Below are 12,052 nucleotides of genomic sequence, written 5' to 3'. Positions count from 1 at the left end.
GACGGGACCAGGAGCATCGCCGTAGGCGCGAGTTGACCCCCGGATATCGCTTGCGCTTCATCCGGGCTTCTGTAACGGGCCTTTGTAAGTCAATCCCTTTTTGCGTGATCCACTCGCCGGGCACTTGCTTCTGTACGGGATCGGCGCGAAGGCCGTCGCCTGATGGGGTGCATTGAGGAGCCGGCCGGCCAATCTACGGAAGCGTGGTTGTGAGCCACTTCCCGGATGGCGGCCTGACCGGATCCATCGTCCCGGCGCAGGGACCTCGCTCAGGGAGAGCCTGGTGTCGTGGCCCGCCCAGAACCGATTGCTGCTCCTTGCTTAGGTTGCCGAGGCCTTGGCCATCGGGTTGAACGGTTTGGCGTCGGCGAGCATGCGATGCAGAACGACGGCGAGCTTGCGTGCGAGCGCCACCTTGGCCTTGCGCAGGCCTGCGCGCCGGGCGATCCGCATCGCCCAGCCTTTCAGCGCCGAGCAGTTCCTGACCGGCTTGGTCAGCATGACGTGAGCCGCCTGATAGAGCGCCTCGCGCACGGAGGCATCGCCGATCTTGCTGATGCGGCCGGTATAGTCGGTTTCGCCCGATTGGTACTTCTTCGGGGTGAGGCCAAAATGCGCTCCCGTCGCCTTCGAGGACCGGAAGCGCTTCGGGTCGTCGACCGCCGCGGCGTAGGTAAGCGCCACGATCGGGCCGACGGACGGTGTCGTCATCAGGAGGCGGGCTTGAGGGTGCGACCTGGCGAGCTTTTGGGTGTGCTTATCCAGGCCATTGAACTCGCGCCGCAGCACGGCGTGGGCTTCGAGCAGCGCCTGTGCCACGATCTCAAGTCCGGGATGGCCCGCTACGAGCTCCCGGATGCGTTCGGCGAACGTGCGCTCGGTGGTCGTGCCGACCTTCAGACCGAAGCCGCGGAGCACGCCGCGCAGGCTGTTCTCGATGTCGCGCAGCTTGGACTGCAGCAGCTTGCGTGCCGTCAGAACCGCCCGCGTCTCCTGCGCTTCGATCGACTTGCAGTGCACCGGCCGGAACCAGCCCAGCCGCATCAGTTGCGCGATCCCGCGGGCATCGTTGCGGTCCGACTTCACCGGCATCGCCTTGAAGGCATCGCGGACGTGCCGCGTCTCCAACAGTTCGACTGCCAGGCCCGCATCCCGCATCGCTGCGTAGAGCCATTGCGACAGCGGACCAGCCTCCAGCCCGATCCGTTCCAGCACCAACCCCAGCGACCGCAACCAGGTGATCAAGGCCTCCGGCTCACTCGCAACCCTCGCCTCGCGCAAAATCTTACCTGTCCCATCGACAAGGCAGACGCTCGAGCATTCCAAAGACACGTCGATTCCTGCATAGTGGTACATGGTCGTCCCTTAATGATGCTTGGAGCGGGCTTGCCCGACTCCGTTTATTGACACCATCAGTTTGAGGGACGACCGCCTTCCAACCAACAGGCCGCTCGCGAGCGCGCTTCCAAATCGCGCCGTAGCGAGCGGGCGGCCGGCCCGTTACCCCATCTACGCTTTCATGGAGACATAAACCGACTGCCCCGCATCCCGGCGCTTGACAGGTCGCCGTCCCAATGATGTTATGTTATAACATTACATAGATCCAGTGACCCATGTCCCGCCGCCGCCCATCCCTCCAGCAACTGTTTGATCTCGATGCAAAAACTCCCCGTCACCATCTTGTCCGGCTTCCTCGGGGCTGGAAAGACCACTTTGCTGAACCACGTGCTGAACAACCGCCACGGCCTGAAGGTTGCGGTGATTGTGAACGACATGAGCGAGCTGAACATCGACGCCGACCTGGTTCGCGATGGCGGTGCGAACCTGTCCCGGACTGACGAAAAACTGGTCGAGATGAGCAATGGATGCATCTGCTGCACGCTGCGCGACGATCTGTTGAAGGAGGTGCGCGCGCTGGCCGAGAGTGGCCGGTTCGACTATCTCTTGATCGAATCGACCGGCATTTCCGAGCCGCTGCCGGTCGCCGCGACCTTCGAGTTTCGCGATGCAGATGGCCAGAGCCTGTCCGACGTCGCGCGGCTCGACACCATGGTCACGGTGGTCGACGCCGCCAATTTGCTGAAGGACTACGCCTCGACCGATTTCCTGAGCCAGCGCGGCGAGGCGCTCGACGGCGACAAGCGTACGCTGGTCGATTTGCTGGTCGAGCAGATCGAGTTCGCCGACGTCGTCGTGCTGAACAAGATCGATGCCGCGACACCGGCCGAGCGCGAGGCAGCCCGCACCATCGTGCGCGCGCTCAATCCCGACGCCGACCTCGTCGAGGCGAGTTTTGCCAAAGTCCCGTTCGACCGCGTGCTCGACACCGGCCGCTTCGCCCATGAGCGCGCGCAGCAGCATCCGCTCTGGCACAAGGAGCTCTACGGCTTTGCCGAGCATGTGCCGGAGACCGAGGAATACGGCATCACGAGCTTCGTCTATCGCGCGCGGCGGCCGTTCGATCCGGCGCGCTTCCACGGCTTCCTGCGCGAGAGTTGGGGCGGCGTGATCCGCGCCAAGGGCCATTTCTGGATCGCGACGCGCCCGGATTGGTGCGGCGAGATGAGCCAGGCCGGCGCGATCGTCCGCACTGAAGGCCTCGGCTCGTGGTGGGCGGCGATCCCGCGCGAGCGCTGGCCGGATCATCCGGATTGGCAGCTGATGATGCAGCGGAGCTGGAACGATCTCTATGGCGATCGCCGCCAGGAGCTGGTGTTCATCGGCTCCGGCATGAACGAGGACGACATTCGCCGCCGGCTCGATGCCTGCCTCGTCACCGGCCGGCCGGGCATGGACCCGCAGGCCTGGAAAAAACTGCGCGATCCGTTTCCGCCGTGGAGACGGGCAGGCGAGGCGGCGTGAAGTGATAGGGACGCGCCCTCTATCCCCGTCATCCCCGCGCAAAGGCTCCGCCTTTGTCGCTGGAGGTGCGAGCCTTGCGGCGCACTTGCGCCGCTGGGCGAGCCTCGAAGGATGAATCGGCCCCGAATGTTTTCACGGGGCACCATCCGCTCGTGCGGACAGCCGGGCCGTCGACCCTTCGAGACGCGCGCCAAGGCGCGCTCCTCAGGGTGACGGTCGCGGAGGGCGGGGGCTGCGAGGCAAAACCCGATCCCAAACCGCCACGTATCTGCTAGAGAGTCCTACGGTGGCGAACAATGGCGCGGCGTTGCGATGGCGGGCGGCAGCGAGATCTTTTACGGCAGCATTCCGGTGTTTCGCGGCTTCGCGCGCCTGATGGATCCGGCGCTGTATGCGCCGTTGCCCGATGACTGGACGGTCGGCGTCGCCGATATCGTCGAGTCGACCAAGGCGATCGCGGCGCAGCGCTACAAGGCGGTCAACATGGCCGGCGCCGCGGTGGTCGCCTCCGTCACCAATGCGCTCGATGGCCGCGAATTCCCCTTCGTGTTCGGCGGCGACGGCGCGAGCTTCGCGATCTCCCCCGCCGATCTCGACAAAGCGCGCGAGGCGCTGGCCGCGACCGCGCGCTGGGTTCAGGACGACCTCGATCTGGTGCTGCGGGTGGCGCTGGTGCCGATGACGGCGATTCGCGCCGCGGGCGCCGATGTCCGCGTCGCGCGCTTCGGGCCGTCGGCCAATCTGTCCTATGCGATGTTCTCCGGCGGCGGGTTGGCCTACGCCGATGCCGCGATGAAGCGCGGCGAGTTCGCGGTCGATCCGGCGCCGCCGGGTACGCAGCCCGATCTGTCCGGCCTGTCCTGCCGCTTCGAGGTGATGCCCTCAGTGCGCGGCGTCATCCTCTCGGTCCTGGTGCTGCCGGCGAAGGACGCCGATCCCGCCGCCTTCCGCAAGGTGATCGAGGACATCGTCGTGCTGGTCGAGAAGAGCCCGGAGGCCGGACGGCCGGTGCCTGCAAGCGGCCCGCCGCTGCGCTGGCCGCCGCAGGGGATTGAATACGAGGCCCGCGCGCGGCGCGGCGGCTCGCTCGCGCTGCGCCGTGCCACGGTGCTCGCGTTCACGCTGTGGGCCTACACGCTGATGCGGTTCAATATCCCGGTCGGCAAGTTCGTGCCGAAAAACTATGTGCGGCAGGTGGTCGAGAATTCCGACTTCCGCAAGTTTGACGACGGCCTGCGCATGATCCTGGATTGCACGCCGGAGCTCGCCGCCGAGCTCGAGCAGCGCCTGGTCGCCGCGGCCGCGCAGGGCGTCGTGCGCTACGGCCTGCACGAGCAGGATGCCGCGATGATGACCTGCTTCACGCCGTCGGTGATGCGCGCCGACCACGTCCACTTCATCGACGGCGCCCGCGGCGGTTATGCCTCGGCGGCGACCGTGCTGAAGACGCGTGCGGTGTAGATTCGGTCTGACCGCGAATCCGGTGCACCTCCCCCGCAAGCGGGAGAGGGGGCGCAATCCCTTTGCGGTTGCTGTTCAGCTAGACTCTACCGTCCGACCCGGGTCCAGGTCTCGCCGCCGCACAGCGCGCCGACGCAGCCTTCGACGCGCAGCGTGCTCTCGCCGGTCACCGTGACGCTGCTTGCATAGGTGCCGCCATCGTCGGCGTTGTAGATCTGGCCCGACCATTTGCCCGCCGCGACCGGATGCATGCCGGCGAACAGCGGCAGCCCGATGATCGGCCGGTTGGCCAGCGACGGATTGGGATTCTTGTTGTCGACCTGCGGCTTGCCGGTCATCGGATCGATCGGGTCGCGCAGGCTCACCACCACGCCGCAGATGCCGCCGCCGCATTTGCTGATCTTGACGCGGGCATCGCCCGCCTGGGTCTGCCAGACGCCGGCTGGCTCAGGCGCGCTCTGCGCATGCGCGGCAGGCACGGCAAGCGCCGTCGCGACGATTGCGATCACGAATCCGAATCGGCAGGCCATGATTGATCCCCAGAAGGCCGGCCTGCATAACAAGTCGAAAGATTTCTGCAATGTCATATTTGCGCGATCAGGCGCGCGTCGTCTGGAAAATTTTCTTCCTCTTTTCCGGGAAGGTCATGCTCAGGCAACGCTCCGCGGCGTCGCGGTTTATCCCCAGCGGGTCAGCTTGATCGAGACGATGGTGGCGAGGCCGAACGCCACCATGGCACCGCCGACCAGCGCGAACAACGTCCAGGCCGGAGCGCTCACGGTAGCGAGCCACCAGCCGCCAATACCGACCAGCAGCAGGCGGATGGTGCCGGCCAGCACCGGGCCGCCGACCTTGGCCGCTCCTTGCGAGGAGAAGTAGAGGCAGACGCCGACGCCGAAGAAGCCGAAGGCAGGTCCAGCCAGCGCGAAATAGGACGAGGCGGCCGCGGTCACGCCGGGATCGCGGGTGAACAAAGCGATCCACAGCGTCGGTTTGACTGCGACCACAAGCCCGACCAGCCCGACGACGAGACCGGCGACGGTGCCGGCGGTCCACGCCACCTTGCGCGCCCGCGTCACAAGGCCCGCGCCGATCGCCATGCCGACCATCGGCACCGAGGCGACGCCGACCGCGAACGCGATCGGGATCAGCAGGAATTCCAGCCGCGAGCCCATGCCGTATCCGGCCAGCGTCTCGGTGCCGAAGCCCGCCAGGATTTTGGTGAAGATCAGGATGGTCAGCACGCTCTGCAGCGGCGACAGGCAGGAGATCGCGCCGACCTTGAGGATGTCGAGGAACATCGCGCGCTGGAAGCTGAAGGCGGCGAAGTCGAGTTTGAGCCGGCTGCGGCCGCTGGCGAGATACCAGGCAAGGAAGATCGCACCACACGTGAAGGCGGTGAGCTGGCCCGCGGCGACGCCGCGCATGCCGAGACCGGGCATGCCGAACAGGCCGAGACCGAACACGCCGCCGACCGCGATCTGGATGATCGAGACGGTAATCAGCGTCATCGACGGAATCCGCATGTCGCCGGTGCCGCGCACCACGGACGCCAGCGTGTTGACCAGCCAGATCGAGATCGCGCCGGAGAACAGCACCTGCGAGTAATGCAAGGATTGCTCGAGCACGCCGCCGCGGCCGCCAAGCAGCGCGTAGAAGTTTTGGCCGAAGCCCAGCATCATCACGGTGAAGAACAGTCCGGCACAGGCGCCGATGATCGCCGCATGCAGCGCCAGATCGGCGGCACGGTCGCGGTCGCCGGCGCCGAGCGCGCGGCTGATCGCCGACGAGACGCCGCCGCCCATCGCGCCCGCCGACATCATCTGCGTCAGCATCGCGAACGGAAACACCAGCGCGATGCCCGCCAGCGGCTCGGTGCCGAGCCGGCCGATATAGGAGGTCTCGGCAACCGCAACCAGGGTCGAGCCGAACATCGCGATGGTGTTGGGGATCGCGAGCTTCAGCAGCGTCGGCAGGATCGGCGCCGTCAGTAAATGATCGACCGGTACCGCAGGCGCGACTGCGGCGGGCCTGACGTCGTCGATCGAGGCGTCAATGGTCATGCGCGACAACTCGCTTCGCCTCTCCCGCTTGCGGGGGAGGCCGACGTGCGCGTAGCGCGCGGCGGGTGGGGGCTCTCTCCACGATGTGACTCGCCGAGAGAGCCCCCACCCCAACCCTCACCCGCAAGCGGGAGAGGGGGCGCAGTATGCTCGTTGCCGCAGTTCGACGTCACCTTGTGAAGGCTCGCAATCAATAAATGATGATTGACATGTTACGGCGCGCAAGCACCTCTCGCCACCGCCGCGCGCGCAGGGGTCACCACGGCAGGCCGCATAGGTCGATCTTGCCTTGGCGCGGCGCGCGGACGATGTCGTTGACGAACGGCGCCATCGCCTCGAAGCGGATCTGCCCCGACGGCTGTTCGCAAGTGACCTCGCCGGTGAAGGGATGCCAGCCGCGCGCTTGGTAGAACGCGAAATTGTGCGGCTCGCAGAATAAGATTGCAAATTTCACCGCATCATTGGCACGAATGGTGTGCACGGCGGCGTCGAGCGCGAGCGACGCATAGCCGCGCCGCCGGCAGTCCTCGCGGGTCGAGACCCCGCCGATGCCGCCGACATGCACCTTGTGGCCGTTCCAGGTGATGGTCCGGAAGTAGATACCGACATGGCAGGCCAGCCCGCTGTCGTCGGGCGCGTCGAGCAGCACGCGCAAATCCGCGTGAGCCCATTTGATGTCGGCCCAGGGCTGTTTCTCGACGATATCTGGGCTCCACACCGACCGGAGCAGCGGCTCGGCGCGCCGCCATGACGCATCTCCGTTGAGAATGTCGATTTCGATGCTCATCGCGGGGGTCCTGGGCCTTGGCTGCTCGGCTGTGCCGATCTGTCATACACGATCCGAAAATGCGGTGTTTCTCCGCGATGGAACCTTCTATAAGGGGGACCCGTTAAGTGTAGTCTCCCACCCTCTGTTGGACATTACCCCATGACCTTCACGCTACCCGATCTGCCCTACGCCCACGACGCCCTTGCGCCCTACATGTCCAAGGAAACGCTGGAGTTTCACCACGACAAGCATCACCAGGCCTACGTCACCAACGGCAACAACGCGATCAAGGGGACCGAATTCGAAGGCAAGTCCCTCGAGGAGATCGTGAAGGGCTCGTTCGGCAAGAACGCGGCCGTCTTCAACAATGCCGGCCAGCACTACAACCACATCCACTTCTGGAAGTGGATGAAGCCGAATGGCGGCGGCAGCAAGCTGCCCGGCCGGCTCGAGAAGAAGATCAACGAGGACCTCGGTGGCTTCGAGAAGTTCAAGACCGATTTCGCCGCCGCCGGCGTCGGCCAGTTCGGCTCCGGCTGGGCCTGGCTGCAGGTCAAGGGCGGCAAGCTCGAGATCGCCAAGACCCCGAACGGCGAGAACCCGCTGCTCCACGGCGCGGTGCCGATCCTCGGTGTCGACGTCTGGGAGCACTCCTACTACATCGATTACCGCAACCGCCGCCCGGACTATCTGAAGGCGTTCGTCGACAGCCTCGTCAACTGGGACTACGTCGACGAGCTGTTCGGCAAGGCTGGCTAAGCGCGGATTCGGTCGTCGCACGACTCTTCACCCTCCCCTGAAAGGGGAGGGTCGTTTCGCATGAAGCGAAGCGAAATGCGAAACGGGGAGGGGTCAACTCTCTCAACACGCGGTCTCTCACCGGAGAGACTGTGACCCCGCCCCGCCACTCATTTCATTCGCGTCGACCCTCCCCTTTCAGGGGTGGGTGATTCGAGTGTGCGGTAAATGCGCCGCCACCCTGACCACACACCAGCGGGGGCATTGGTGGGTAACGCGGCAAGCTATCTCCTGGTCTTCTTCGGTGGCGGTCTCGGCGCAACCTTGCGCCAGTTGATCAACGTCACCTGCGCGCGCTGCATCGGCACCGCGTTTCCCTACGGCACCTTCATCATCAACATCACGGGTTCGACCGTGATGGGCCTGATCGCCGGCTATCTCGCCTTCAAGGGCGAGGCCTCGCAGCCCTGGCGGCTGTTCCTGATGACCGGCATCCTCGGCGGCTACACCACCTTCTCGGCCTTCTCGCTCGACACCGCGGTGCTCTATGAACGCGGCGAGCTCGGACTTGCGGCGCTGTATGTCGCGGGCTCGGTCGTGTTGTCGATTGCGGGCCTGTTCGCCGGCCTCGCGATCATCAGGCATTTGAGCTGAGGCGCGCATATCTCCGTCATTCCGGGGCGCGTACAGTGTGAGTCAGAAATGACGGTGAGGTGAGCACGCTTCTCAGGCTCCCTCCCCCGCATCCGCCTTCGCCAAGAGGCTTCGGCGGACAAGAGGGGGAGGGAACCCTGCCGCCGGTGGCTCCCTCACGCGCGCGTGCCACTGAGTTGCCCGACGGCGCAAGCCCCAGGAGCAAAAATATTTCGGTTTATCGGAAGGGCAACTCAGTGTATGGTTCGTCCGTCTCACCCGATTGAGGGGCGCTTCGCGATCGTCACGAACGCGGTGTGGGATGCGGTGGACGCCGAGCGTGGAACTGACGAGAGCACGCGAAGCGGACGGTGAAGTCGTGTGGTCCTGACGCCCTAGCGGCAGGTGTCTCGTCGCAAGACGCGAAGGCGTTTTGCGAAGGCGGTGACAAGCAAGCCCAGTCTCGCCGGGGAGAGCACGAAATAAGCCGTAACCCATCGCGCAGGGAAAGCCGGCGTTTCCGGTTACACCTGTGGTCCTACCCCCGTGCTTTCTACCTTTGCACGGGGCCCATGGGTGCGATCGGCACCCGGCTTTCCCTGCGCCCTCTGTTCGAGGAGGGCGGAACGAAGAGCAAAGCTCGGGCGGATCATGTCGCGAGAACGCGGATGTCTGACTCACAAGTGGCGCAACAAACTCAGTGTCGTCCCGGCGCAGGCCGGGACCCATAACCACTGAAGGTGATTGTTGCGCGACGCTGGGGCCACAGCTTTCCTCACCAGCCCAATCCTGGGGTTATGGGTCCCGGCCTGCGCCGGGACGACATGGGGAAGGGGTCATCCCCTCCAGCGGAAACCGTTCATCCCGGGAACCCGCCAACCGCCTCGTCCGGCGGCATTTCCCGCCACCAAATTTCCCTTTGGTAACCTCGCCTTAACCATGATTAGCGTTTGGTTAGGGTCGGAATGCCGCGCGAAAAGCCCTCGTTTTGACATGTTGGCAGGGGAAGCAGGGCCCGGCTTTTGGACGGGCCCCCCATGCGACAGATGTAAGAGGCTCTCGCGCAGTTTTGCCGCGCCTGATACGCGGCCGTGGAACCGCCGACTGGCGGCCCGCCTGATAGGGACACTTGCGTTGAGAGGATATTGCCGATGAATCCCGCCGACGTGGCTCAGTCAACGCTGCCACTGGCATCGAGCGATGTGTCGCTGATCGCATTGTTTTGGCAGGCCCATTGGGTCGTCAAATGCGTGATGTTGGGACTTCTATCCTGCTCGGTCTGGGTCTGGGCGATCGCGATCGACAAGATCCTGCTCTATGCCCGCACCAAGCGGGCGATGGACAAGTTCGAGCAGGCGTTCTGGTCCGGCCAGTCGATCGAGGAGCTCTACCGGGCGCTTTCGGCCAAGCCGACCCAGTCGATGGCGGCCTGTTTCGTCGCGGCGATGCGGGAGTGGAAGCGCTCCTTCGAGAGCCAGTCGCGGTCCTTTGCCGGCCTGCAGGCCCGGATCGACAAGGTCATGAACGTCTCGATCGCCCGGGAGGTGGAGCGGCTGGAACGGCGGCTTCTGGTGCTCGCCACGGTCGGCTCGGCCGGCCCCTTTGTCGGCCTGTTCGGCACCGTCTGGGGCATCATGTCGAGCTTCCAGTCGATCGCGGCCTCGAAAAACACCTCGCTGGCGGTGGTGGCGCCGGGCATCGCGGAGGCGCTATTTGCCACCGCAATCGGCCTGATTGCCGCAATTCCGGCGACTATTTTCTACAATAAGTTCACTTCGGAGGTGAACCGGCAGGCCCAGCGCCTGGAGGGGTTCGCCGACGAGTTCTCCGCCATCCTGTCGCGTCAGATCGACGAGCGGGGCTAGAGCATGATCCGGAAAAGTGGAGACCGGTTTTCCGAAAAGATCATGCTCAGACAGAGAGATGAGAACATGATGCGAATGCTCGCATCATGTTCGGGATATATGATGGTCACTTTGGCGAGTGTGCGATCATGGCGATGAGCATGGCAGGGTCCGGTGGCGGCGGGCGTCGCCGCGGCGGGCGCAAGCCTGTCATGGCCGAGATCAACGTCACGCCGATGGTTGACGTGATGCTGGTGCTCTTGATCATCTTCATGGTGGCGGCGCCGCTGATGACGTCGAACATCGACATCGACCTGCCGGTCGCCAGCGGCGGCAAGTCGATGTCGTCCAATGCGCCGCCTTTGACGCTGTCGGTCAAGCGCACCGGTGGCGGCTGTAACTCGAACATCGAGCTCTATCTCGGTGACGCGTCGATCGCGGCCGCCGATCTTCTGCCCAAGATCAAGGCCATCGGCGAGGCCCGGTCGGAGGCCGAAAGAGTGGTCTATCTGCGTGGCGACAAGGACGTCTGTTACACGGATATGATGAAATTGCTCGGGGAGATCCGGACCGCGGGGTTCAAGGCGAATATCGTCATCATCCCTGAAGGTGGCTAGGAGCATGATCCGGAAAAGTGGAAACCGGTTTTCCGGCCAGATCATGCTCCAACATGATGAGTCCATGTGCGGCAAGCGGCACGAGGAAGCCTGAATTGAAGGTCAAGGTCGACAAGACTCTGGCGGCATCGATTGTCCTGCACGTCCTCGTGATCGGGTGGGGCCTCGTGTCGTTTTCGACCAGGGCGTACGTGATGCCGGAAGAAGAGTCCGTCGCTGTTGACGTCATCTCGGCCGATCAGCTGTCGCATGTCATGACCGGCCAGAAGGACGGCAAGAAGGAAAATCCCAAGCCGCTGGTCGACAAGGTCGCCGAAGCCAAGCCGGTCGACGACATGGTCGGTAAGGTCGAAGATAAGAAGCCGCCGGTGGTGACGGAAACCGCGCCGCAGCCGACGCCGAAGGTGGAGAAGCCGGAAGACAAGAAGCCGGATCCGCCGAAGAAGGTCGAGAACAAGCCGAAGGAAGAGCCGAAGCCGGTCGAAAAGAAACCCGATCCGGTGAAGCCCGACCCGATCGCGGAAGCGATCAAGAAGGAAGAGAAGAAGCCGCAGAAGCCGGTTGAGCAGGCCGCGAAGCCGCCGCCGGAGCAGAAGCCGAAGGATCGCGTGTTCGACCAGAGCAAGATCGCAGCGCTGCTCGACAAGCGAGACCCGACGCGCGCCGCGGCGACCGGCGATACGCTCAACGCCAACGCTGCACTCGGCACGGCGAAGGGCAAGGCCGCCGACAACTCCGCGACCTGGGGCGCGATGTTCAGGCAGCAAGTCGAACGCTGCTGGAAGAACAAGCCCTACGGTAGCATCGAGGAGCAGCGGACCCAGGTGGTGATCGATGTCGATCTGAAGCGCGATGGCACGCTCGCGCGCATGCCGGTGGCGGAAGGCTCGCCAAGCACGCCCTACATGCGCGTCTATCAGGAGAGTGCCTTGCGCGCGATTATCGCATGTCAGCCCTATAATCTGCCCGTGGGCTGGTTCGACGAATGGAAGGCATTCGCACCGGTGTTCAAAGAGAATAATACGTGAGATCAGCTGCGACGTTTGGCCAATAGCAGACAAAGTC

Annotated in this window: 11 protein-coding genes; 7 read left to right on the top strand and 4 right to left on the bottom strand. The window is 64.5% G+C overall.

What is annotated here, in order from left to right:
• Positions 1 to 321: 321 nt before the first annotated feature.
• A complete protein-coding gene (locus tag WDM24_RS36700; RefSeq protein ID WP_338826979.1) occupies positions 322 to 1,356 on the bottom strand; it encodes an IS110 family transposase in 1,035 nt (344 codons plus the stop codon).
• Between the two features lie 300 nt (positions 1,357 to 1,656).
• Here WDM24_RS36700 and zigA point away from each other — a divergent pair, with 300 nt between their 5' ends.
• Both zigA and WDM24_RS36690 read left to right on the top strand, forming a co-directional pair.
• On the top strand, positions 1,657 to 2,862 hold the full coding sequence (gene zigA, locus WDM24_RS36695) for a zinc metallochaperone GTPase ZigA (protein ID WP_338829183.1): 1,206 nt from the start codon (positions 1,657 to 1,659) through the stop codon (positions 2,860 to 2,862).
• Positions 2,863 to 3,174: 312 nt separating this feature from the next.
• Positions 3,175 to 4,323 (top strand): DUF3095 domain-containing protein, encoded by a 1,149-nt coding sequence (locus WDM24_RS36690; RefSeq protein WP_338829182.1) that lies wholly within the window; start codon positions 3,175 to 3,177, stop codon positions 4,321 to 4,323.
• Between the two features lie 86 nt (positions 4,324 to 4,409).
• Here WDM24_RS36690 and WDM24_RS36685 read toward each other — a convergent pair whose 3' ends face one another.
• The 3 genes from WDM24_RS36685 to WDM24_RS36675 all read right to left on the bottom strand — a co-directional run bounded on the left by WDM24_RS36685 (position 4,410) and on the right by WDM24_RS36675 (position 7,173).
• Positions 4,410 to 4,853 (bottom strand): DUF2147 domain-containing protein, encoded by a 444-nt coding sequence (locus WDM24_RS36685; RefSeq protein WP_338692276.1) that lies wholly within the window; start codon positions 4,851 to 4,853, stop codon positions 4,410 to 4,412.
• Positions 4,854 to 5,000: 147 nt separating this feature from the next.
• Positions 5,001 to 6,386, bottom strand: a complete 1,386-nt coding sequence (locus tag WDM24_RS36680) for an MATE family efflux transporter (RefSeq protein WP_338829180.1) — start codon at positions 6,384 to 6,386, stop codon at positions 5,001 to 5,003.
• A 256-nt stretch (positions 6,387 to 6,642) separates the two neighbouring features.
• A complete protein-coding gene (locus WDM24_RS36675) occupies positions 6,643 to 7,173 on the bottom strand; it encodes a GNAT family N-acetyltransferase (RefSeq protein ID WP_166302693.1) in 531 nt (176 codons plus the stop codon).
• A 141-nt stretch (positions 7,174 to 7,314) separates the two neighbouring features.
• Here WDM24_RS36675 and WDM24_RS36670 point away from each other — a divergent pair, with 141 nt between their 5' ends.
• The 5 genes from WDM24_RS36670 (at position 7,315) to WDM24_RS36650 (ending at position 12,015) form a co-directional block, all read left to right on the top strand.
• Positions 7,315 to 7,914, top strand: coding sequence for a superoxide dismutase (locus WDM24_RS36670; RefSeq protein WP_338829179.1), 600 nt, complete (start codon positions 7,315 to 7,317; stop codon positions 7,912 to 7,914).
• Positions 7,915 to 8,160: 246 nt separating this feature from the next.
• Positions 8,161 to 8,547: a fluoride efflux transporter CrcB gene (gene crcB / locus WDM24_RS36665; protein ID WP_224741870.1), complete on the top strand. Its 387-nt coding sequence runs from the start codon at positions 8,161 to 8,163 to the stop codon at positions 8,545 to 8,547.
• Positions 8,548 to 9,677: 1,130 nt separating this feature from the next.
• Positions 9,678 to 10,391, top strand: a complete 714-nt coding sequence (gene tolQ, locus WDM24_RS36660) for a protein TolQ (RefSeq protein ID WP_029085484.1) — start codon at positions 9,678 to 9,680, stop codon at positions 10,389 to 10,391.
• Between the two features lie 128 nt (positions 10,392 to 10,519).
• A complete protein-coding gene (locus WDM24_RS36655; RefSeq protein ID WP_338692272.1) occupies positions 10,520 to 10,987 on the top strand; it encodes a biopolymer transporter ExbD in 468 nt (155 codons plus the stop codon).
• Between the two features lie 95 nt (positions 10,988 to 11,082).
• Positions 11,083 to 12,015, top strand: a complete 933-nt coding sequence (locus WDM24_RS36650; RefSeq protein ID WP_338692271.1) for a cell envelope integrity protein TolA — start codon at positions 11,083 to 11,085, stop codon at positions 12,013 to 12,015.
• The last annotated feature ends 37 nt before the right edge of the window (positions 12,016 to 12,052 follow it).

The sequence above is a fragment of the Bradyrhizobium sp. 27S5 genome, from assembly GCF_037217225.1.
Lineage (GTDB): Bacteria > Pseudomonadota > Alphaproteobacteria > Rhizobiales > Xanthobacteraceae > Bradyrhizobium > Bradyrhizobium septentrionale.
This window is presented reverse-complemented; position numbering and strand designations above follow the sequence as displayed.